Source organism: Pseudomonas sp. PA-7-1E (genome assembly GCF_021605325.1).
Taxonomy (GTDB): Bacteria; Pseudomonadota; Gammaproteobacteria; order Pseudomonadales; family Pseudomonadaceae; genus Aquipseudomonas; species Aquipseudomonas fluorescens_BV.
Map to the genome: position 1 here is coordinate 35,298 of NZ_WKFA01000009.1, position 21,161 is coordinate 56,458.

The following is a 21,161-nucleotide window of genomic DNA, read 5'->3' on the forward strand; positions in this document are numbered from 1 at the left end:
GTCAATGTTAGCAGCAATTAGTGCGTGACCTGTGGTTGCCGCTTGGCCGACAATCGCGCCTTTGTCGTGCGGTAAACCCTTTAGGAGTAGTGATGAGCGAGGAGCGTGTCGAGCGCCTGCTGGCCGAAGTCCATGATGAATTCGGCATGATCCGTGTGCTTGAAGTGGCTGATTACCGCTTTCTCGAATTTGGCGACGCCATCGAGCAAAGCTGTGTGTTCACCGCTGACCCGAGCTGGCTGGAGTACGACTACACCCGCGCGATGCTGATCGGCGCGTTGTGCCATGAACAGCCGGAAAGTGCGTTGTTCCTCGGCCTGGGCGCGGGCACGTTGACCCAGGCATGCCTCAAGTTCCTGGCGCTGGAGGATGTCGAAGCCATTGAGCTGCGCCCCGATGTGCCGCGCCTGGCGATTGAATATCTGGGGCTGGATGACGATCCGCGCTTGTACATCCGCATTGGTGACGCGCTGCAATTGCTCGACAGTGCTGAATCGGCCGATCTGATTTTCGTCGACCTCTACACCGATGTCGGCCCGGGCGTGGGGCATCTGGCCTGGACCTTCCTGGAAAACTGTCAGAAGAAACTCAACCCCGGCGGCTGGCTGGTGATCAACCAGTGGGCCACCGATGACGGCAAACCGCTGGGGGCGGCGTTGCTGCGTGGGTTGTACCACAGGCATTACTGGGAGCTGCCGGTGAAGGAGGGCAATGTGATTCTATTGGTGCCTTCGGAGCTGGATCAGGTGCTGGACCTGGATGCGCTGTCAGCCCGCGCCGAAGCCTTGGCGCCGCGATTGGGGTATTCGTTGCAGCCGTTGATCAAGGCGATTCGGCCAGCAACTTAGTTGTCAGTTCGGACGCTTTCGCGGGCAAGCCCACAGTCGAATTGCACTCTGTGTTGAAATGCAATCCCCTGTGGGAGCGGGCTTGCCCGCGAAGAGGTCCTCACTGCCGACGGCTAATTCAGTTTGTTCAAATCCCCTTGAACACCCCGGGCCGATTCTCGATCATCGCCCGAACTCCCTCCTTGGCATCCTCACTGTTGAGCAGTTTGTCCACCATGGGCGGTAGCGCGGCGGCTGCGACGGCCTCACCCTCCATACGCGCCAAGCGTGCCGACATCAACGTTGCCTGCACACCCAGCGGCGCCTGGCGCGCAATGCGGTTGGCCAATTCAATGGCACGGGGCAACAGGTCTTCACTGGCCATCACTTCCTGCACCAACCCCAGGCGCAGGGCCTCATGGGCGTCGAATTCGTCGCCGGTGAGCAGCCAGCGCATCGCATTGCCCCAGCCGGCAATCTGATGGAAGCGCAATGTCGCGCCGCCAAACGGAAAGATGCCGCGTTGCACCTCCATCTGGGCAAAGCGGGTATTGCTGGCGCAGAGGTTGATATCCGCCGCCAGCATCAACTCGATACCAATGGTCAGGCAGTAACCTTGGACGGCGACGATCACCGGTTTGCTCACGCGCGGGCCGGCAAACACCCCCCACGGGTCGCACCCTCCCAGCGGCGGTTGCCAGCCGCCGGCCATTACGCCGCTGACATTGGCCAGGTCCAGCCCTGCGGTGAAGTGATCGCCATGGGCAAACACCACGGCCACCCGTGCGTCATCGTTTCGATCAAATTCGCCATAGGCCAGGCTCAGTTCATTGAGCAAATCCAGGTCAAAGGCGTTGCGCTTGGTCACGCGGTCCAGGCCTAGCAATAGAACATGGCCCTCAAGTGCGCGGCTGACACGGCTACTGCTGGCTTGATTCATCGGGTGTGCCCTCGGGGCGCAGGTGAGGTTTCAGACCAAAGGGTCTCAATGGGTGGGTGAACCGTTTAAGCTCGATGACCAACAGGGCCGGGCCTTTGAAAAATAGACCCTGGCGCACGGATCTGCAAAGCGCGTGACCCAGTGCGGTTTATCGGCGCCTGGCGATAAAAAAAGCTCCCTTTTTCAGCTATTTCCGGTATAGTGCGCGCCGGCCTTTAACCGGGCCGCGTTTAGGTAGCGCAATTCCCCGAAGTCAGCTTCGGCTGCACGTCCGCACAGCGGACTCTTCCTTGACGAATCTTTTTCATTCATTCGTTTTCGCAAATCCCCGCCGACAAAGCAGCCAGGGCGACTCTTGAGTCTCAACACGGCATGCGCAGCTTTGGAGCATGGGTCTTTGCGGATGCACTTAGAGGCAGACCCATGACCCAGGAAACCGGCGGCTTCGCCGCTTTTAATCTTAACCCGAATATTCTTGCAGCCGTCGCAGCGACCGGCTACGAAGAACCTTCGGCGATTCAGCAGCAATCGATCCCGATCATCATGGCCGGTAAGGACATGATTGGTCAGGCGCAAACCGGTACCGGTAAAACCGCCGCGTTCGCCCTGCCTATTCTGCATTGCATCGATCCTGCCAAGCGCGAGCCGCAAGCCCTGATCCTGGCGCCAACCCGTGAGTTGGCGCTGCAAGTAGCAACCGCCTTTGAAACCTACGCCAAGCAAATGCCGGGTGTAACTGTTGTGGCCGTTTACGGCGGCGCGCCTATGGGCCCACAACTCAAGGCAATCCGCAATGGCGCACAGATCGTTGTCGCCACTCCGGGCCGTCTGTGCGACCACCTGCGTCGTGACGAAAAAGTCCTGTCGACCGTGAACCACCTGGTTCTGGACGAAGCTGACGAAATGTTGAAGCTGGGCTTCATGGATGACCTGGAAGTCATCTTCAAGGCGCTGCCAGCGACCCGTCAGACCGTACTGTTCTCGGCTACCCTGCCGCAGTCCATCCGTGCCATTGCCGAACGCCATCTGCGCGATCCGGAGCACGTGAAGATCCAGACCAAGACCCAGACCGTTACCGCGATCGAACAGGCTCACCTGTTGGTTCACGCTGACCAGAAGACCTCGGCTGTATTGAGCCTGCTGGAAGTCGAAGACTTCGACGCCCTGATCATGTTCGTGCGCACCAAGCAAGCGACCCTGGACCTGGCCAGCGCCCTGGAAGCCAAAGGCTACAAAGCCGCTGCGCTGAACGGTGACATTGCCCAGAACCAGCGTGAGCGCGTGATCGACTCCCTCAAGGATGGCCGTCTGGACATCGTTGTGGCGACCGACGTTGCTGCCCGTGGCCTCGACGTTCCACGTATCACCCACGTGTTCAACGTTGACATGCCTTACGATCCAGAGTCCTACGTTCACCGTATCGGCCGTACTGGCCGTGCCGGCCGCGAAGGTCGTGCGTTGCTGCTGGTGACTCCACGTGAGCGCCGCATGCTGCAAGTGATCGAGCGTGTTACCGGCCAGAAAGTTGCCGAAGTCCGCCTGCCGGATGCCCAGGCCGTTCTCGATGCGCGCATCAAGAAACTGACCAACAGCCTGGCGCCACTGGTGGCTGACGCTGAATCGACCCACGGCGACCTGCTGGACCGCCTGACCGCCGATATCGGTTGCACCCCGCGTGCCCTGGCTGCAGCCCTGCTGCGCAAAGCTACCAATGGTCAGGCCCTGACCCTGGCAGCCATCGAAAAAGAACGTCCACTGGTTCCGAACAGCGCGCCACGCGGTGATCGTCCAGAGCGTTCCGGTGACCGTCCAGACCGTGGTGACCGTGAGCGTCGTGCTCCAGTGCCATTGGCTGAAGGCCGTGCTCGTTGCCGTACCGCGCTGGGTGCGCGTGATGGTATCGCTGCCAAGAACCTGCTGGGCGCTATCCTCAACGAGGGTGGCCTGGCACGTGAAGCCATCGGTCGCATCCAGGTGCGTGACAGCTTCTCCCTGGTGGAGTTGCCGGAAGACGGCCTGGAAAAACTGCTGGCCAAGCTCAAAGACACTCGCGTTGCCGGTAAGCAGCTCAAGCTGCGTCGCTACCGCGAAGATTGATCCGCCCTTGGGCTGATTGATCGCACATAAAAAATCCCCGACTGGTTCGGGGATTTTTTTTGCCTCATGTTTTAGTCTCCGAGGCGATCAACTGTGGGAGCTGGCTTGCCTGCGATAACGGTGAGTCAGCAAGCCAGTGTGTGACTGATACACCGCTATCGCAGGCAAGCCAGCTCCCACAGGTGTGGCGGTGTCAGCCAAAACGATAGATGTCCATGCCCAGGGCGCCCAGTGTGAAGCCCTGGTGCGCTACGCTGAAATCTGCGCCCGCACCTCGCGCAAAGTACAGCGGCAGCAAATGCTCATCGCTGGGATGGCTGCGCACGGCATGTGGCGCCTGGCGCCGATAGTCATGCAAGGCGGCGTCGTCATTGGTCGCCAGTTTGTCGACCACCCAGTCGCGAAACTCCCGCGCCCACGGGGTGATCGTTTCCGGCCCTGCGCGCCAGTCCAGTTCGCCCAGGTTATGGGTGATGCTGCCGGAGCCAATCAGCAGCACACCCTGTTCGCGCAGGCTGGCGAGCGCATGCCCCACGCGGGTTTGCAGGGCGGGGCCCAGGCGGCTGGGCAGCGAGACTTGCACCACCGGAATGTCCGCTGCTGGGTACATCAGCGACAGCGGGACCCAAGTGCCATGGTCGAAGGGCCGATGTTCATCAATGCTGACAGCCAGACCGTCGGCGTGCAGCAGCTCGACGATCTCACTGGCCAGCTGTGGGTCACCCGGCGCGGGGTATTGCACCGCAAACAACTCGCGCGGAAAGCCACCGAAGTCGTGCCAGGTTTCGGGGGCAGCACTGCCGCTGACTAGCAGGTCCGGGCTTTCCCAATGCGCCGACGCCACCACAATGGCTTTGGGCCGTGGCAGTTCGGCAGCCAGGCGCTGCAGCGCAGGACCGCTGGCACCGGGTTGCAAGGCCAGCATGGGCGAGCCGTGGGAGATAAACAGGCTGGGGAGCATGAGCAGAGTCCTGAGGGTTAAGATGGAGCCATCTTCAATCAGATCATCGATCTAAATCTAATATAAGTTTTAGCGCCTTTTGATCGAATTTTCGGAGTGATTCATGCAGCCTGAATTTTGGCAGGACCGCTGGGCGAGCAATCAGATCGGCTTCCATCAGCACGAGGTCAATCCCTATCTGCAACGGCACTGGCCCGTGCTGGGGTTGCCCGAGGGGGCAAAGGTGCTGGTACCGTTGTGTGGCAAAAGCCTGGACTTGGTATGGCTCAAGAGCCAGGGGTACCCGGTAATGGGCGTGGAGCTGTCGGAGCAGGCGGTTGAGGCGTTCTTCAGCGAGCAGGAGCTTGTGCCGCACATCAGTCAGCAGGGCGCCTTCAAGGTCTATCAGGCGGGCCAGATCGAACTGTGGTGTGGCGATTTCTTCAGCCTGAATGCGCAGGCGCTGGTCGGTTGCCGCGGCGTATATGATCGTGCCGCGTTGATCGCATTGCCCCCGCTGATGCGTGCGCAATACGCCGAGCACCTGAATGCCTTGCTGCCCTCAGGCTGCCAGGGGTTGCTGATTACCCTCGATTACGACCAGGCGCAGAAGGCCGGCCCACCCTTTGCTGTCACGGACGAGGAAGTGCAGGTGCTATTTGCACTGCATTGGGCGTTGGAGCGGCTGGAGGAGCGGGACATCCTGAGGGAGAGCGGAAAGTTCCTGCAGGACGGTGTTACTCGCCTTGAAGAGCGTGCTTATCGGCTGACCAGGCGCTAAAAGGGTTTTTCCTTTTGAAGGAGCGAGGGTGACGCCTAGTTCTTGCTCGCGAAAGACGTCAACGATAACGCGTGCTTGCTAAATGAACGCGGCGCCTGCGAGTTTTTCGCGAGCAAGCTCGCTCCTACAGAGAGCGGTGAAATCAGCAGGCACAAAAAAGGGGCGATCAGATCGCCCCTTGTCGAGTCATCCGGCTATCAGCCCCGGCGACGCAGTGCGTCAATCCGCTCTTCCAGCGGCGGGTGGCTCATGAACAGGCGAGCCAGGCCCTGCTTGATGCCGCCGTTGATGCCGAAGGCGGTCAGGCTGTCGGGCATATGCACCGGCAGGCCCTGTTCGGAGCGCAAGCGTTGCAGCGCGCCGATCATTGCGCTGGTGCCCGCCAGGCGTGCGCCGGCTTCATCTGCGCGGAACTCGCGTTTGCGCGAGAACCACATCACGATGGCGCTGGCCAGGAAGCCCAGGACCAGCTCGGCGAAAATGGTCGCCACGAAGTAGGCAATACCACGGCCTTCTTCGTTCTTGAAGATGACCTTGTCGACGAAGTTGCCGATGATCCGCGCAAAGAACATCACGAAGGTGTTCACCACGCCCTGTACCAGCGCCAGGGTGACCATGTCACCGTTGGCCACGTGACCGATCTCGTGGGCCAGCACCGCCTTGACTTCGTCGGGCGAAAACCGCTCCAGCAGGCCCTGGCTCACGGCCACCAGCGCGTCGTTCTTGTTCCAGCCGGTCGCAAAGGCGTTGGCCTCATAAGCCGGAAAAATCCCGACTTCGGGCATTTTGATGCCTGCTTCTTGAGACAACTGCTCCACGGTTTGCATCAGCCATTGTTCATGGCGAGTGCGGGGTTGTGTAATGATCTGGGTGCTGGTGCTCATCTTTGCCATCCACTTGGAGATGAACAGCGAGAACAGCGAACCGGCAAAACCAAAGACTGCACAGAAAATCAGCAGCTGATTGAGGTTCAGATCAACCCCATTGGCCGCCATGAACCCGTTGAAGCCAAAAAGGCTCAGGGTGACGCTGGCAATCAGTACGACTGCCAGGTTAGTGGCCAAGAACAGCAGGATGCGCATCATGGTTGTAGAATTCTCCTCATGCTTAATATGTCGCTCACTGCGGGGTATATAAGGTGCGGCATGGGGTGATTCAACCGGGGGACTATTTCAAACTGTGTCCTACACCGTTGGCGTAGGGCCTTGAAGGGATTTTCCGACCTGTATTGTCAGCCCTGATCGACCCGATGCTACCCTGTCGCCCCGTGATTATAGGGGGCACGTCATTGGCAGGGGCCAAATGAAGTACAACCGCAAGTAAGTGACACAGAAGTGTTGCCAGATAATCGCTGTACGACTCTTTGTGAGTCGCACAGCGTCAATTGCCTTACTGGCGATAGGACTTCAGGAAGTTACCGATGCGACCAATCGCCATCTCCAGGTCATCCACACGTGGCAAGGTCACCACGCGAAAGTGATCCGGCCACGGCCAGTTGAAGGCGGTACCTTGCACGACCAGCAGTTTTTCCGACAGCAGCAGGTCGAGCACGAACTTCTCGTCGTTGAGGATCGGGCAGACTTTCGGGTCGATCCGCGGGAACGCATAAAGCGCGCCCATGGGCTTCACACAGCTCACGCCGGGGATAGCGTTGAGCAACTCCCAGGTGCGGTTGCGTTGCTCCAGCAGGCGACCTTGGGGCAGGATCAGGTCGTTGATGCTCTGGTAGCCGCCGAGGGCGGTCTGGATCGCGTGCTGGCTCGGTACGTTGGCGCACAGGCGCATGTTGGCCAGCATGTCGATGCCTTCGATGTAGCTTTGCGCATTGTGCTTGGGGCCGGAGATGGCGATCCAGCCGGAGCGGAAACCCGCCACGCGGTAGGACTTGGACAGGCCATTGAAGGTCAGGCACAGCAGGTCCGGGGCCAGGGAGGCGGTGCAGATATGCACGGCGTCATCGTAGAGGATCTTGTCGTAGATCTCGTCGGAGAACACCACCAGGTTGTGCTGACGCGCCAGTTCCAGCATGCCCAGCAATACTTCCCTGGAGTACACGGCGCCAGTGGGGTTGTTCGGGTTGATGATCACCAGGGCCTTGGTGTTGGGCGTGATCTTGGCCTTGATGTCGGCCAGGTCCGGGAACCAGTCGGCGCCCTCATCACACAGGTAATGCACCGGGTGGCCGCCCGCCAAGGTCACGGCGGCGGTCCACAGCGGGTAATCCGGGGCTGGCACCAGGACTTCATCGCCATTGTTGAGCAACGCCTGCATGGACATCACGATCAGCTCGGACACGCCGTTGCCCAGGTAGATGTCCTCGATGCCGACGCCTTCGACCTGCTTCTGCTGGTAGTACTGCATCACCGCCTTGCGCGCGCTGAACAGGCCCTTGGAGTCGCTGTAACCCTGGGCGGTCGGCAGGTTGCGGATCACATCCTGGAGGATTTCGTCCGGCGCTTCGAAACCAAACGGCGCCGGGTTGCCAATGTTCAGCTTGAGGATGCGATGGCCTTCCTCTTCCAGGCGTTTGGCGTGCTTGAGCACCGGGCCGCGAATGTCATAGCAGACGTTGGCGAGCTTGTTCGATTTGCTGACCTGCATGGCGATGTGATCCTGAAAATGAACGATCCCGACGGCGTAGGCACTACCGTAGGGTGAAGCCTGCACGGCCCGCACCCACAAATACGTTTGAATGCCGATGGCGCGGGTGCCAGACTGGCGTTTTGAAGAGGCGCAATCATACGTGCCGCCTGATCCATGGAAAAGACACAGATCAGGGTTTTTCAGTTGCCGAGGTGTACCGATGGATAAGTTGCAGAAAACTGTAGATGAATGGAAGGCGATGCTCGACCCGGAGCAGTACAACGTGTGCCGTCTCAAGGGTACCGAGCGACCGTTCAGCGGCAAGTACAACGCCACCAAGACCGACGGCGTCTACCACTGCATCTGCTGCAACGAGCCGCTGTTCGATTCCAAGGCGAAGTTTGATTCCGGCTGTGGCTGGCCCAGCTTCTATGAGCCGATCGCCGACAGCGCGATGGTCGAGATCCGCGATGTCAGCCACGGCATGATTCGCACCGAAGTCACCTGCGCCAAGTGTGATGCACACTTGGGGCATGTGTTCCCGGACGGCCCACCGCCGACGGGCCTGCGCTACTGCATCAATTCGGTATGCCTGGAGCTGGTGCCGCGCTAGGCTTGCATGGTCCCTGTAGGAGCGAGCTTGCTCGCGAAAAACGTCAACGATACGGCGGGTTTCCTGAATGAACGCGGCGTCTGATAGTTTTTCGCGAGCAAGCTCGCTCCTACAAATAAGGCTCTTCTTTCCCTGACTTGAGGCATTGCCATGAGCGACTCCCTGCTGAGCATCCCTTGCACAACTATCAAGGGTGAGCAAAAGACCTTGGCCGACTTTGCCGGCAAGGCCATTCTGGTGGTCAACACCGCGAGCAAATGCGGCTTCACACCGCAGTACAAGGGCCTCGAGCAACTTTGGCAGCAATACAAGGACCAGGGCCTGGTGGTGCTCGGCTTTCCCTGCAACCAGTTCGGCAAGCAGGAACCCGGCAATGAAGGCGCGATATCCGAGTTCTGCGAGCTGAACTTCGGCGTCAGTTTTCCGCTGTTCAAGAAAATCGACGTCAATGGCAGCGATGCCCACCCGTTGTTTGTGCAGTTGAAAAAACAGGCCCCGGGGCTGCTGGGTTCCAAGAACATCAAGTGGAACTTCACCAAGTTTCTCATTGGCCGTGATGGCAAGCAGGTCAAGCGTTTTGCGCCAACCACCAAGCCCCAGGACTTGACCCAGGAGATCGAAGCCCTGCTCAAATGACCGCAATATTGCGGGTACCCATCAGAGGCTGGTTGTCTTCGGTACCCACAGTTCCAGTAAGGCGTTGAGTTCTTCACGGCGAAACGGCTTGGCCAGGTAATCGTTCATTCCAGCGGCCCGGCAACGCTCGCGTTCTTCGGCCATCGCGTTGGCGGTCAAGGCAACAATGGGCAAGTCCGGCCAACGCCCGCTCCGGCGAATTTGTCGGCTGGCCTCATAGCCATCCATCACAGGCATGTTGCAGTCCATCAACACCAAGTCGAAGCGCTGGTCCTCCAGAAGCTTGAGGGCTTCGCCGCCATGGGCCGCGACGATTACCTCACACCCGAGCTTGCTGAGCATGCCCTTGGCCACCAGTTGATTGACCGCGTTGTCCTCCACCAGCAGGATGCGCGCGCGGTGCGCAAGCGGTGCGGTTTCTATCTGGACCGGGTCGAGCACCAGTTGCGCGCCGCTGCGCAGGTTGCGTTGCAGGATCTGGTACAGCGCGTTGCGGCTCAATGGGCGCGCTTGTTGCTGCAGCGGCGCCAGGGCCGTGACTTCTTCGCTGGGCAAAAAGTTACCATAGGCGGTAACCAGCAGAATCGGCGCGCTGATGCCCGGGCGCAAGCGGAACAAGCATTCAGGGCAGTCGGTGATCAACAGGTCGGGCGCCAGTCCGCTCAAATCATCGTCCTGGGAATAGCAGCGCGGGGTCAGCCCCCAAGAGGGCAATAGCGTGGTGAGCAGCTCCGTCAGCCCGCCGCCGGCGTTGGTGATGGCGATCACCTCGCCCGTGAGCGGTGCATAGCGCATGGCAGGCAAATGCGCGGGCAGTGGGAGGTCGGCGCAGAACTGGCTGCCAAAGCCCACCTCCGAGCTGATACTCAAGCGGCCTTGCATGGCTTCGCACAGGTTATGAGTCAACGCCAGGCCCAATCCCGTCCCGCCAAACTGGCGGGTAATGCCAGCGCCGGCCTGGGTGAACGGCTGGAAGATTTTCACCTGGGCTTCCTGGGCGATGCCAATGCCGGTATCGCACACTTCAATGCTGACCCGACCTTCCAAGGCGCGCAGGCGCACATCGACGCGGCCAAAGCGGGTGAACTTCAAGGCGTTGGAGAGCAAGTTGCTGACGATCTGCCGCACACGGGTAGGGTCGCCGACCACCTGGGCGGGAAATTGCGGGTCGATCAGGCAGGTCAGCTCCACGCTCGGAGCGGCATTTTGCGAGAGCAGGTTGGCGGTATCTTCCACCAATGAGCCCAGGTCGAACGGGATATGCTCCAGTTCCAGCTGGCCGGCGTCGAACTTGGACAGGTCAAGAATATCGTTGAGCAACTCCACCAGCACTTTGCCTGAGTCATGGGCAATGGACAGTTGCTGGCGCTGTTCGGCGGTCAGCGGGCTATCCAGTGAGAGGGCAATCATGCCCAGCAACCCATTGAGCGGCGTACGAATTTCATGGCTCATATTGGCCAGGAATGCTGCCCGTGCCTGAGCCATGCCCAGCGCAGTCATTTTCGCCGCCTCCAGCTCATCGTTGGACTGGCTCAAGCGTTGGTTGCTGGCCTTGAGTTCGAGGGTGCGCGCAGAAACGATATTTTCCAGTTGCCCCAAATACTCCGTGAGGCGATCTTCGGCATGGCGCCGTTGCTGGATCTCGGTTTCCATGTTTTCGAATTGTTGGTTGGCGACGCTGACCAGCACGCCGATTTCATCGTGTTCATGCCCCGGTGGGCAATCCAGGCGCGCCTGTTTGCGTGTGCTCAGCTCGCGGATAATGCGCACCAGCGGTTGGGTGAGCATTACGTAGAACAGGCCGAGCAAAATCCCGGTGAGCAGCAGGCTGCGGGCGAAGCCGTTGAGCAGAGTGATCTCGGCGCGATGCAGGAAACGGCTGCCAAAGGCATAAGTATCGACGTCCAGGCGTAACACACCAAGGGAGTCGTTGGGCATATGGCTGAGAAACAGTCGGTCTTCGAATTGGCGATTGGCACCAAACAGAAAATCGCTGACCGGCCGATAGTTGCTTTCCTTGCGCGGACGGTTGACGTCGGCCAGCACCACGCCATTGTTGTCGATCAACTGCGCGCGGATGATGGCGGGGGAGTGCAGCAGGCCCAAGGTCAGTTCCTGGGCGAGTTCGGCATCGATGTTGTAGGCGATTCTTGACGCCGGGTTATGGCTGATTTCAATCAGTGAGCGTATTTCACGGTTGATGGATGCGTCTTCACTGGCATAATCAATGCCGATTTGGATCAGACTGAGCAGGGTTCCCAAGACGAAACCGACCAGCACAGTCAATCTGGCTTGTTTATAAGACAAGCGGTGGGCGAACTTGATATCCATCGAGTGTTGAACCACTTAGCGTTTCCCTTCGCCCGGCAAGCATAGCTGAACATCCACAAGCTTTGGCTCGCCCGGCATGAATCGTTTGTTTGATGCAGCCCTACAGTTTGCCGCAGGGTTGCCAATACGCCATCTTTTGCAAGAAGTTGCCAGAGGAATAGCTGTGGATTCTCGATTGAATGCCTTTCTTGAGCGCGCCGATGCGGTGCTGGCTCGCCTGGAACCGTTGTTACCCGCCCCACGCCAGGCGATCGACTGGCACCAATGCCTGGCCGCCCGCTGGCAGCGCGAAGGTCGCAATGGCTTCCTGTTACCGTTGGAAGTGAGCCTGGACATGCGCCTGTCGGACCTGATCGGTGTCGACAAACAACGTGAACAACTGGCGCGCAACACCCAACAGTTCCTTGATGGGTTACCCGCCAACCACGCCCTGTTATGGGGTTCGCGTGGCACCGGCAAGTCTTCCATGGTCCGGGCCTTGCTCGCCCAGCACGCTAACGCCGGCCTGCGTCTTATCGAGATCGAGCGTGACCACCTGGCTGACCTGCCGCGGGTGGTCGAGCAACTGGTCAAGCTACCACAACGCTTCATTTTGTTTTGCGATGACCTATCGTTCGAGGCCGGCGAAGGTGACTATCGCGTGCTCAAGAGCGTGCTGGATGGTTCCCTGGAACAGGCGCCGGAAAACGTGCTGCTGTACGCCACGTCCAACCGTCGCCACCTTGTGCCGGAAAACCAGAGCGACAATGACAACTGGAAACGCGTGGACGGCGAATTGCACCCGAGCGAGGCGGTTGAAGACAAGATTGCCTTATCGGATCGTTTTGGCTTGTGGTTGTCGTTCTACCCCTTTACCCAGGAGCATTTCCTGGATGTGGTGGAACACTGGATCGGTGAGTTGGCCAGCAAGGCCGGCTTGCAGTGGCAGCGCGATGAGCAGCTTGACGTTCTCGCGGTGCGTTGGGCCACTGGGCGCGGCAACCGCAATGGCCGGTGCGCCTATCAATTCGCCCGTTACTGGGTGGGTCTTAAATTGCTGGAACGTCAACCATGATCGATTTACAACAGGCCGGCAGCGGCCTTGATGGCTATGCCATGCTCTGCGCGCAACTGGAGTCATTGCTGGCTGATGAGCGCGATTTTATTGCCAACAGTGCGCAGTTTTCCGCGTTCCTGTTCAACCAGTTGGATGACTTGAACTGGGCTGGCTTTTATCTCAATCGTAACGAAGAGCTGGTGCTTGGGCCCTTTCAGGGGCAGATCGCCTGTGTGCGCATTCCGTTTGGTCGCGGCGTGTGTGGTGCGGCTGCGGCCTCACGGAAAACCCAGCGCGTGGAGGACGTGCACGCGTTCCCAGGCCATATCGCCTGCGACAGCGCTTCGAACAGTGAATTGGTGGTGCCATTGGTCAAGGACGGCCAACTGATTGGTGTCCTTGACCTCGACAGCCCATTGCTGGGCCGCTTTACCCCTCAGGACCAGGAGGGGATTGAGCGGCTGGCGGAGATTTTCCTGCAGTTGACCGACTGCTGAAGCGGTGGGTACTTATGCTGGTCGCGGTAGGAGCGCATTTGCTCGCTCCCGCCACGACGGGCTTTGGTGCTATTGGGCTTGCAGTTCATTGAGTTGAACCCGCAGCATCTTCTCCAATTCCAGCATGAGCTGTTCCAGGGCCCTGATGCCGCTTTCGATCACGGCCCACTCCTCATTGCGAGAACAGGTTTGCTCCAAGGCTTCGCATTGCCCCGCCAACGAATGGGCTTGAACGATGCGGGCGGCACCCTTGATCTTGTGGGCTTGCTCAATGATGTCCGAGGGGGGCGCGTGTCGATCCCGCAGTTCGATAAGGACCTTGCGGTCGTGAAGGCTGCTGCTCAGCAGCTCCTCCAGCAAGCGTCGACTCAACTGTGGATCACCGCCGGTCAGCGCTTCCAGGCATTCCAGGTCCAGCCGTTGGGGCACGGTTTCAGGGGCGATATGTGCCAGTTGGCGCTCTAATACGGTAAGGCTGATGGGTTTGAACAGGCAGTCATCCATGCCGGCTTGCACGCACCGTTGCCTTTCCTCCGGCTGGGCGTTGGCGGTAAAGCCCAGTACCACGCAGGGCACCAATTGTTCGCGTTGCTCATATTCACGGATTGAACGACTCAGTTCGTAGCCATTCATGATGGGCATGTTGCAGTCGGCAATTACCAGGTCGAAATGCTCTTTACGCCAGGCCTGGAACCCTGCGGCTCCGTGCTCGGCAGCGATGAATTTATGCCCCAGGTAGCCCAATTGCTGGCACATCAGCAGGCGATTCGCCGGATGGTCGTCTACCACCAGTACGTTAAGCACCCGTGCGGTGGCCGGCGTTGGCGGCGTGTGTTCACCCACCGCCTGGATCGCTTGCAGGCGAGGCATGCTCAGGTTGACGTGCACCTGGGTGCCGACCATGGGCACGCTGCTCAGGCTCAATTGGCCGCCCATCATCGCGCACAGGCTGCGGCAGATCACCAGACCCAGGCCCGCGCCACTGCGCGCCAGTTGCCCGGAGTTGTCCGCCTGGGCAAAGGGTTCGAACAGGCGCTGTTGGTCATCCCGGCTGATGCCGATGCCGGTGTCTTCCACCACCAGTTTCAGCTCGATCTGCTCCGGGGCCTGGGTAGGCTGCAGCTCGACCTTGATCTTGACCTGCCCTTGTTCGGTGAACTTGATCGCGTTGCTCACAAGGTTCGATAGCACCTGCTTGAAGCGCAGCGGGTCTATCAGCACCTCGATATCGTTCAGGTCGGGTTTGAACTCCAGCAGCAGGCTGAGGGTTTTCTGCCGTGCGAGACCGTCGAAGACGCGCACCACTGATTCAATTACCTCCCGCAGGTTGACGCGCTCCGGCGCCAGGCTGAGGCGGCCGGACTCGATACGCGCGATGTCGAGAATGTCACCGATCAGCTCCAGCAGGTCTCTGGCCGAGTTGTACGCCACCTCGATCGCCGGACGGTCAAGGTGTCCTTGGTCGGCGCGCTTGAGCGTCAGTTCGAGCATGCCGATCACAGCGTTCATCGGGGTACGAATCTCGTGGCTCATGGTAGCCAGGAACGTGCTCTTGGCGCGGTTGGCTTCGTCGGCGCGCTCCTTGGCAGCGCGTAGTTCATCGAATAGCTGGCGTCGGTCACTGATATCGATCCAGCCACCGATGATGCCCTGGACTTCACCCGTAGAGTCGCGGTAGGGAAGGATCCAGTGATAGATGGTCAGTTTCTTGTCGTGGATATGCAGGCTGCGATCGAGGATCAGCGGGTTACCCTCGGCCACCACACGCAGATAGTCAGCATGATACTGGGCTGCCTCCGACGCCAGCGCCATGGTCATCTGGGTCACGCTTTTGCCGATCACCTCTTCGCGCTTGACGTCGAACACCTGCAGGTAGCTGTCGTTACAGGTCTGCAACAACCCATTGCGGTCGCGCACGTAGATCGGATGGGGCGTCTCATTGACCAGTGCACGCATGAACTCGAACTGATCGTTGAGGGCACGTTCGGCCATTTTTCGATGCTTGATCTGGCGACGCATGTAGGCGTTCCAGGCTAGGGATATCAACAGCAACAGCCCGGTGCCGATGATGATTCGCGCGATCAGTTGATGGTAATTACGCCAGTAGCTGTCCGATGCGGCGGTGTAGCCACGCCAGCGACTGTTGATTACGCCCATTTCATCCGGGGCAATGCTGAGCAGCGCCTTGTCGAGTATCGAGCTCAATTCCGTGGCTTGGCGCGAGGTAGCAAGAGAGAAGGTCGCTGGGGTCGTGCCGATGCTGGCGCTTATTTGCAATTTATCCTGGAAGACCTGGGATGACAGGAAATAGTTGGCGATCACCAAGGTATTCACTGCCCCATCCACTTGTCCCTGTGCTAGCAGCTCCGATGCTCTGAACGTATCACTGGTTTCCACCAGTTGAACCTGCGGGAAGTCTTTGCTCAAGGTCGCGGCCAGTGGGTTGCCTCGGGTGATTGCCAGACGCTTTCCTGCCATCTGCTCCATGTTCGAGGGGGCACCTTGCTCTCTGCGTGTCAACAATACATAGGAGTTTTCCAGGTAGGGGCGGCTGAAATTAAGCTGCGAATCTCGTTCGTTGCTGGGCACGATGGCACCGATCATATCGACTTTCTGGGTCGCGACCTGGTCGATCATCGCGCTGACATCGCGCCCGCGCTGCACCGAAAAACGCAGGCCGGTGCGCAAGCGAATCAACTCCAGCAAGTCGGCGGTGATGCCGCGAAAGTTGCCGTCTGCATCGAAGAACGTCAGGGGCGCGAAAGTTTCGTTGACCACTACGGTGACCACCGGATGCTCTTTGAGCCAGCGCTCTTCGCGCTGGGTCAGTTGCAGCTTCTTGTCAGTCAGCAGGATGTCGCTGCCGGCGCTCCAGCGCTTGGCAATACTGTCCCTTTCGTTGATGGGCACTGAGGCCAGGGCTGAATCGACAATGCTGAGGAGCATCCGGTTGTCCTGGCGCGTGGCAAAACTGAAACCATAAGCTTCATGTTTGCCGAAGTTGGCCATGCGAATGTTTTTGAGATAGCCCTTGTTGATCATGTAATGGGTGGAAATGGTGTCACCGAGAAACACATCCGCCTGGTCGAAGGCCACTGCATTCAAGGCATTCTGATAGGACGGGTAGGCGCGGATGCTCGCCTTGGGGTACAGCTTCTCCACCTCATTGAGCGGCAGGTAGTGATAGACAAGGCTCAGGCGCAGCCCATCGAGGCCTTCGCTGAGGCTGCGGGTTTCTCCCTCGCGCGTGACCAGCACCGGCTGGTCCACGGCATAAGGTTCGGAGAGGATAAGATTTGGCGTCGCAGCTTCAAACCCGTTTGAGGAGCCCAGCAGGTCAATTTCCCCGTCTTCCAGGGCGCGAATGGCCGCCGCTCGGGAGGGGTAGCGCATCACATTGATTGGCAGGGAGAGTGCCTTGGCCAGTAATCCTGCGTAGTCGGCGGTAAGGCCTTCGTAGTCATGGCCGCTGGAAGTGAGGTCGAAGGGCGGGTAATCAGGTGTGGATGTCCCCAGCGTGAGTTCACGTTTGTTCTGCAGCCACTGGCGCTGGGCCTTGTCAAAATGAGTGTCCAGTTGAACAGCTCCCGCACGACTCAAGAGGGTGAAACGTTCCGGGCTGGTTTGGTGCTCCGCCAGCACGGTAGTGCTGAAGTACAAACCGGCACTTAATATAATCAGATAGTCCTTTATACGCCTGGGCATCCGCTTTCTCACACTAGCGCGTTTCGTTTTGCCATCTCGATGAGTTCTACCAAGGATTTGGCTTTGAGTTTCTGCATGAGTCTCTTTTTATAAGTACTGACCGTCTTGTTGCTTAAAAACATACCTTTGGCAATTTCCTTGTTAGTGCGACCTTGCGCAAAAAGTTGCAGGACCATCAACTCTCGGTCATTAACTGACTTGAACAGTTCCAGCTCCTGGACATCCATGCCTTCGGCTCCGGGGCCACTCAATGCCTGGCTGGGGAAGTAGTTGTAGCCGGACAGGACAGCGCGAATGGCGCTCAGCAATTCGCTCAGGTCACCCTCCTTGCACACATAGCCTTCGGCGCCCGAGCGCATGCACCGCGTAGCAAATAGCGTTGGGCACTGGGCCGTGAGCACCAGGGTCTTCATGGAGGTGTTCATGGCATTGAATCGGCAGAGCACCTCGAGACCGTCGAGTTTCGGGATGCTGATATCCAGAATCACCAAGTCTGGAAGGCACTCACGGACCATTTGTATGGCATCGCACCCGTTGTCTGTTTCGCCGACGACCTTGTAACCTTCGTGCTCAAGCAACATTCGAATAGCAAGCCGGATAACGGGGTGGTCATCGATAATAAAAACTGAGTTCATAATCACATTCCATGCAGGTGCAAATAAAGCGGGCACATTAGCTCAGAAGATAAGGGCACGGCATGAAGCGCACGAGCAGTAGATGCAAAACAGGAAAGTTCCTACAATTAAAAAGGTATACGCCTACAAGTTGATGGGTAGTCGTGACAGAGCATGTGAGCGTTTCAAACGCAATCGTGGCATGGTGATAGGCTTGAGTTTTTACGGCGGGCTTCGTAGCGTATTTCGTCGAAGAAGATGTTTAAAGTCCTACGTAGGGGGGGTAAAAGTTAAGCCGATTAACTTTTCAAGTTCGTCCTTGTTCAACGGTTTTGATAAATAGCCAAGAAGCGGAAGACTTCGTTGCGAGGCTTGTTTTGTCAGGCTCATCAGTTCTGGCGTGGGTAACCCGCTTAGCAGAATAGCGCTGGTAATGAAGCGCCGACGGCTGGCGATTTCCACTAGTTCAAGTCCGGGCAGGTCGGGCAGGCATTGGTCGCACAACATCAGGTCAAAGGGATGTTCGGACTGGCTCATTGTGCGTATGGCCTGCTCTGCGTTTTCCACCGCAGTCAGTTGATCGAAGCCGAAGCTGTTGAGCAGGCATTGGGTGGCCAGAAGTTGAAACGGGTGATCCTCCACCAAAAGAATACGAAGAGAGTATCTGGGCATAGAAAGCACACAGTGAGGCAAGCGTCGATGGGGGCAGTAGAATTGCTCGGTCGGTTGGGAACGCGTGATTATTCTTCGGATGCTTGTACGAATTCGATCAGTCCGCTCTGTTCCCATCGTAGGGCAATTCGTTTCAGGGAACAGGCGGTCGGATGCAAGCGTTACTGAGGGCTGGAACGCCCAGTCATTTCCCGTGCCATTTCGGTGGCGTAGCTGTCGGTCATACCGGCAATGAAGTCGATCATTCGCAGGAACGAGGCGTGCAGTGGCCAGGCGGGGTCCGGCGCGCTGTTGCCCAGCAAATCGAGAATGCGCCGATTCTTGAACGACGGTGTTCGCCCGCCATGTTGTTCAAGGGCCGCGCCGCAGAACGCGTTCAGCAGGATTTCCAAGGTGGTGTAAGCGCCGATTTCATGCAATGTCTTGCGCTTGTCCTGGAAAATTTTCTTGCGCGCCATGTCTTTGGCATCCAGCACGCAGCGCTTTGCCGGGCCGTGCATATGTTCCACCAGATCTCCCTGCAGCGTGCCGGCCAGCAGGGCGTCCTGCTGTTCGACAAACGCCTGCGCAGCCGCATTGGTCAGGTGCTCGATGGCTTTGCCACGCAGGATCGCCAGCTTGCGTCGGCGAGAGTCCAATGGGCCCAGCTGGCGATAGGTTTGTGGCAGGTCATCACCGACCAGGTCGAGCAACAACGACTCCACTTCGCTGTACTGCAGAAGCTCCATTTCCAGGCCATCTTCCAGGTCGATCAACGCGTAGCAGATGTCGTCGGCTGCCTCCATCAGGTAGACGAGCGGGTGACGCGCCCACCGTTGTTCCTCTAACTGGGGCAAGCCAAGCTTGTGGGCGATCTGCTCAAGAATTGGCAACTCGCTCTGGTAACAGCCGAACTTGTGTTTCTTGTAGCCCAGCGAGTCGGCGTGACGGGCAGTCCAGGGGTATTTGAGGTACGTGCCCAAGGTGGCGTAGGTCAGCCGCGTGCCGCCGTCGAACTGGTGGTATTCAAGTTGGGTGAGTACCCGAAAGCCCTGGGCATTGCCTTCGAAGTTAAGGAAGTCATTGCGTTCGGCGCTGCTCATGCCATCCAGCCAACCTCGCCCGGCGGCCTGTTGGAACCAATGGCGAATGGCGTCTTCGCCGGAATGCCCGAATGGCGGGTTGCCGATGTCATGGGCCAGGCAGGCCGATTGCACCACCATGCCCAGGTCGCTGGGGTCGCACCAGTCGGGCAGGGCGCTGCGCAGGGTTTCGCCCACGCGCATGCCGAGTGAGCGCCCCACGCAGCTGACTTCCAGGGAGTGGGTCAAGCGTGTGTGGATATGGTCGTTGCTCGAAACCGGATGCACTTGGGTCTTGCGTCCCAGGCGCCGGAATGCGCCGGAGAAAATAATGCGGTCGTGATCTTTGTGGAAGGGGCTGCGGCCCAGTTCTTCAGGGCTGTGCAGGGGTTTTCCAAGACGTTCGCGGGTTAGCAGGGTGGGCCAATCCAAGGCGCAGGCTCTCCGTAGTGTGAATGACAGTTCCAGCTTCCCGGTTCGGCCTTCAAGGGCAGGCGAATCCAGCGGTCGGCCGCGTCGGTATCAATTAACAGGCAGCGCAAAAAACCGCAATGACCAGCAGGTGTCTGGTCATTGCGGTCATCGGCTCACGAGGGTCAGCTTTTGCGCGAAGAGCCTTGCATGGCCAACTTGATCAGGGGGATCAAGCCGGCACCCAGCCGCACCAGGCGCGTGATGCTGCTGATACTGCCGCCCTTGGCGCCCTTGCCGGTAAAGAAGCCCATCAGCGTAACCGCCGCCACACCCCACAACGGCGCGTGCTTGATGCCCAGGCTGTCCTGCCAGTTGTGGCGCATGTTGCGCATTTTGTGCAGGGGCGCCATGAGTTGTTGGGACTCATGACGGATTTCCTGGCGGTGCATTTCCATGCGCAGGCGAATCAAGGCTTTGCGCATTTCCCGGCGAGAAGTATTTTGCGGGATTTCAGTCATGCTCATGGCAGCAGGCGCTCCCGGTCATTGGCCAGTTCTTCGAGCGTGGCGTGGAAGGGCGTGGACTCATCGAATACCGCCGCCTTCAAGCGCACACCGCAGAACGCAGCGGCCAGGCTGTAGAACACGCAGAGGCAGATGATGCCGGTCAGGCGATAGCCCGTGTCCCACACCAGGATCATCACCAGCGTCGACAACCCCACCAGCAACAGCAGGGCAAACACCAATGCCAGGCCGGCAAATAGCAAAAGGCTGACGGTACGGGCCTTTTGCTCTTGTAATTCAATGCCGAACAACTCGACATGACTGTGCAGCAAGCCCAGCACAGCTGCGCCCAGGCGTCGGGAAGTTGAACCGCTTGCTGAGGAATGTGCGCTCGTGGATGAGCTGGATTCGCCGATAGACATGGTTAGCGCCTTGTAGCCAATAGACCGATCAAAAAGCCTACGCCGGCAGCAATGCCGACTGACTGCCATGGGTTGGCTTGCACGTAGTCTTCGGTGGCGGTGATTGCCGCCTGGCCGCGCTCGCGCAATGAGTCTTCGGTCAGTTGCAGGGTCTCGCGGGCCTTGAGCAGGCTCTCGTGGATCTTGGTGCGCAACTCGTCAGCCTGGTCACCGGCCAGCACGGCAGTGTCGTCCAGCAGCTTTTCGGTATCGCTGACCAGGGTTTGAAAATCCTCCATCAGTATCTCTTGAGCAGTCTTTGCTGTTTTACCGGCCATGGTTATCTCCGTGGGTAGCTGATCTGTACGTGTGGTTTCGAGTCGCGGCGTTCGCTGAAGGTTCATTGCAATTGTGTGGTACAGCTTTTGCTTTGCCTTGGTGCGCAGGCCTTGGAGCCTGCGCTGAATCCGGGCGGTCGAGGTGAAAACCTTGGAAAACCTTACCCTAAAT

Annotated in this window: 19 protein-coding genes; 7 read left to right on the plus strand and 12 right to left on the minus strand. The window is 58.8% G+C overall.

The annotated features are described in order from the left end of the window. The first annotated feature begins 92 nt into the window (after positions 1-92). A complete protein-coding gene (locus GIW79_RS08310; protein ID WP_034127149.1) occupies positions 93-848 on the plus strand; it encodes a spermidine synthase in 756 nt (251 codons plus the stop codon). 127 nt (positions 849-975) lie between these two features. Here GIW79_RS08310 and GIW79_RS08315 read toward each other — a convergent pair whose 3' ends face one another. Continuing rightward, the gene (locus GIW79_RS08315) at positions 976-1,767 is read right to left on the minus strand and encodes a crotonase/enoyl-CoA hydratase family protein (RefSeq protein ID WP_236453372.1); all 792 of its coding nucleotides are present in this window, start codon (positions 1,765-1,767) and stop codon (positions 976-978) included. Between the two features lie 423 nt (positions 1,768-2,190). On the opposite strand from GIW79_RS08315, the gene GIW79_RS08320 reads away from it, so the two are divergent. Next, positions 2,191-3,864, plus strand: a complete 1,674-nt coding sequence (locus GIW79_RS08320) for a DEAD/DEAH box helicase (RefSeq protein WP_014717677.1) — start codon at positions 2,191-2,193, stop codon at positions 3,862-3,864. A gap of 193 nt (positions 3,865-4,057) precedes the next feature. On the opposite strand, the gene GIW79_RS08325 is transcribed toward GIW79_RS08320, so the two are convergent. Continuing rightward, positions 4,058-4,825, minus strand: coding sequence for a DODA-type extradiol aromatic ring-opening family dioxygenase (locus GIW79_RS08325; protein ID WP_236453369.1), 768 nt, complete (start codon positions 4,823-4,825; stop codon positions 4,058-4,060). A gap of 103 nt (positions 4,826-4,928) precedes the next feature. On the opposite strand from GIW79_RS08325, the gene GIW79_RS08330 reads away from it, so the two are divergent. Then, on the plus strand, positions 4,929-5,585 hold the full coding sequence (locus GIW79_RS08330) for a thiopurine S-methyltransferase (protein WP_236453366.1): 657 nt from the start codon (positions 4,929-4,931) through the stop codon (positions 5,583-5,585). Between the two features lie 197 nt (positions 5,586-5,782). Here GIW79_RS08330 and htpX read toward each other — a convergent pair whose 3' ends face one another. Both htpX and GIW79_RS08340 read right to left on the minus strand, forming a co-directional pair. Further along, positions 5,783-6,670 carry a protease HtpX gene (htpX, locus tag GIW79_RS08335; RefSeq protein ID WP_003189904.1) on the minus strand — a complete coding sequence of 296 codons (888 nt, stop codon included), beginning with the start codon at positions 6,668-6,670 and terminating at the stop codon, positions 5,783-5,785. Positions 6,671-6,974: 304 nt separating this feature from the next. Next, the gene (locus GIW79_RS08340) at positions 6,975-8,186 is read right to left on the minus strand and encodes a pyridoxal phosphate-dependent aminotransferase (RefSeq protein ID WP_044273990.1); all 1,212 of its coding nucleotides are present in this window, start codon (positions 8,184-8,186) and stop codon (positions 6,975-6,977) included. 202 nt (positions 8,187-8,388) lie between these two features. Between GIW79_RS08340 and msrB the strand changes: the two genes are divergently transcribed. Beyond that, positions 8,389-8,781, plus strand: a complete 393-nt coding sequence (msrB, locus tag GIW79_RS08345) for a peptide-methionine (R)-S-oxide reductase MsrB (RefSeq protein ID WP_034127154.1) — start codon at positions 8,389-8,391, stop codon at positions 8,779-8,781. A 150-nt stretch (positions 8,782-8,931) separates the two neighbouring features. After that, entirely contained in the window at positions 8,932-9,417 is a 486-nt protein-coding gene (locus GIW79_RS08350; protein ID WP_034127155.1) for a glutathione peroxidase, read from the plus strand. A 21-nt stretch (positions 9,418-9,438) separates the two neighbouring features. Here GIW79_RS08350 and GIW79_RS08355 read toward each other — a convergent pair whose 3' ends face one another. Next, positions 9,439-11,748: a hybrid sensor histidine kinase/response regulator gene (locus tag GIW79_RS08355; RefSeq protein WP_034127156.1), complete on the minus strand. Its 2,310-nt coding sequence runs from the start codon at positions 11,746-11,748 to the stop codon at positions 9,439-9,441. A gap of 163 nt (positions 11,749-11,911) precedes the next feature. On the opposite strand from GIW79_RS08355, the gene GIW79_RS08360 reads away from it, so the two are divergent. Continuing rightward, positions 11,912-12,802, plus strand: coding sequence for an ATP-binding protein (locus tag GIW79_RS08360; protein ID WP_034127157.1), 891 nt, complete (start codon positions 11,912-11,914; stop codon positions 12,800-12,802). Then, positions 12,799-13,281, plus strand: coding sequence for a GAF domain-containing protein (locus GIW79_RS08365; protein WP_054897893.1), 483 nt, complete (start codon positions 12,799-12,801; stop codon positions 13,279-13,281). The genes GIW79_RS08360 and GIW79_RS08365 overlap by 4 nt, the downstream gene beginning before the upstream one ends. Before the next feature lie 69 nt (positions 13,282-13,350). Here GIW79_RS08365 and GIW79_RS08370 read toward each other — a convergent pair whose 3' ends face one another. The 7 genes from GIW79_RS08370 to GIW79_RS08400 all read right to left on the minus strand — a co-directional run bounded on the left by GIW79_RS08370 (position 13,351) and on the right by GIW79_RS08400 (position 20,989). Further along, positions 13,351-16,986 carry a transporter substrate-binding domain-containing protein gene (locus GIW79_RS08370; protein WP_106117824.1) on the minus strand — a complete coding sequence of 1,212 codons (3,636 nt, stop codon included), beginning with the start codon at positions 16,984-16,986 and terminating at the stop codon, positions 13,351-13,353. An 8-nt stretch (positions 16,987-16,994) separates the two neighbouring features. After that, entirely contained in the window at positions 16,995-17,621 is a 627-nt protein-coding gene (locus GIW79_RS08375; RefSeq protein WP_034127160.1) for a response regulator transcription factor, read from the minus strand. 249 nt (positions 17,622-17,870) lie between these two features. Next, positions 17,871-18,272: a response regulator gene (locus GIW79_RS08380; protein WP_034127161.1), complete on the minus strand. Its 402-nt coding sequence runs from the start codon at positions 18,270-18,272 to the stop codon at positions 17,871-17,873. A gap of 161 nt (positions 18,273-18,433) precedes the next feature. Beyond that, positions 18,434-19,765 carry a deoxyguanosinetriphosphate triphosphohydrolase gene (locus GIW79_RS08385; RefSeq protein ID WP_034127162.1) on the minus strand — a complete coding sequence of 444 codons (1,332 nt, stop codon included), beginning with the start codon at positions 19,763-19,765 and terminating at the stop codon, positions 18,434-18,436. Positions 19,766-19,929: 164 nt separating this feature from the next. Further along, positions 19,930-20,271, minus strand: a complete 342-nt coding sequence (locus tag GIW79_RS08390) for a hypothetical protein (protein ID WP_034127163.1) — start codon at positions 20,269-20,271, stop codon at positions 19,930-19,932. Next, entirely contained in the window at positions 20,268-20,672 is a 405-nt protein-coding gene (locus tag GIW79_RS08395; RefSeq protein WP_005786473.1) for a phage holin family protein, read from the minus strand. Before GIW79_RS08395 ends, GIW79_RS08390 begins: the two co-directional genes overlap by 4 nt. Before the next feature lie 2 nt (positions 20,673-20,674). Next, complete coding sequence (locus GIW79_RS08400; protein WP_003189926.1) at positions 20,675-20,989, minus strand: DUF883 family protein; 315 nt, start codon at positions 20,987-20,989, stop codon at positions 20,675-20,677. Between the last annotated feature and the right edge of the window lie 172 nt (positions 20,990-21,161).

Bases quoted from the DNA above. Each gene is read 5' to 3' on its own strand.
- GIW79_RS08400 (WP_003189926.1), bottom strand. From the start codon at position 20,989: ATGGCCGGTAAAACAGCAAAGACTGCTCAAGAGATACTGATGGAGGAT.
- GIW79_RS08350 (WP_034127155.1), top strand. From the start codon at position 8,932: ATGAGCGACTCCCTGCTGAGCATCCCTTGCACAACTATCAAGGGTGAG.
- GIW79_RS08390 (WP_034127163.1), bottom strand. From the start codon at position 20,271: ATGAGCATGACTGAAATCCCGCAAAATACTTCTCGCCGGGAAATGCGC.
- GIW79_RS08355 (WP_034127156.1), bottom strand. From the start codon at position 11,748: ATGGATATCAAGTTCGCCCACCGCTTGTCTTATAAACAAGCCAGATTG.
- htpX (WP_003189904.1), bottom strand. From the start codon at position 6,670: ATGATGCGCATCCTGCTGTTCTTGGCCACTAACCTGGCAGTCGTACTG.
- GIW79_RS08320 (WP_014717677.1), top strand. From the start codon at position 2,191: ATGACCCAGGAAACCGGCGGCTTCGCCGCTTTTAATCTTAACCCGAAT.
- GIW79_RS08325 (WP_236453369.1), bottom strand. From the start codon at position 4,825: ATGCTCCCCAGCCTGTTTATCTCCCACGGCTCGCCCATGCTGGCCTTG.
- GIW79_RS08370 (WP_106117824.1), bottom strand. From the start codon at position 16,986: ATGCCCAGGCGTATAAAGGACTATCTGATTATATTAAGTGCCGGTTTG.
- GIW79_RS08330 (WP_236453366.1), top strand. From the start codon at position 4,929: ATGCAGCCTGAATTTTGGCAGGACCGCTGGGCGAGCAATCAGATCGGC.
- GIW79_RS08310 (WP_034127149.1), top strand. From the start codon at position 93: ATGAGCGAGGAGCGTGTCGAGCGCCTGCTGGCCGAAGTCCATGATGAA.
- GIW79_RS08380 (WP_034127161.1), bottom strand. From the start codon at position 18,272: ATGCCCAGATACTCTCTTCGTATTCTTTTGGTGGAGGATCACCCGTTT.
- GIW79_RS08365 (WP_054897893.1), top strand. From the start codon at position 12,799: ATGATCGATTTACAACAGGCCGGCAGCGGCCTTGATGGCTATGCCATG.
- msrB (WP_034127154.1), top strand. From the start codon at position 8,389: ATGGATAAGTTGCAGAAAACTGTAGATGAATGGAAGGCGATGCTCGAC.
- GIW79_RS08395 (WP_005786473.1), bottom strand. From the start codon at position 20,672: ATGTCTATCGGCGAATCCAGCTCATCCACGAGCGCACATTCCTCAGCA.
- GIW79_RS08340 (WP_044273990.1), bottom strand. From the start codon at position 8,186: ATGCAGGTCAGCAAATCGAACAAGCTCGCCAACGTCTGCTATGACATT.
- GIW79_RS08375 (WP_034127160.1), bottom strand. From the start codon at position 17,621: ATGAACTCAGTTTTTATTATCGATGACCACCCCGTTATCCGGCTTGCT.
- GIW79_RS08315 (WP_236453372.1), bottom strand. From the start codon at position 1,767: ATGAATCAAGCCAGCAGTAGCCGTGTCAGCCGCGCACTTGAGGGCCAT.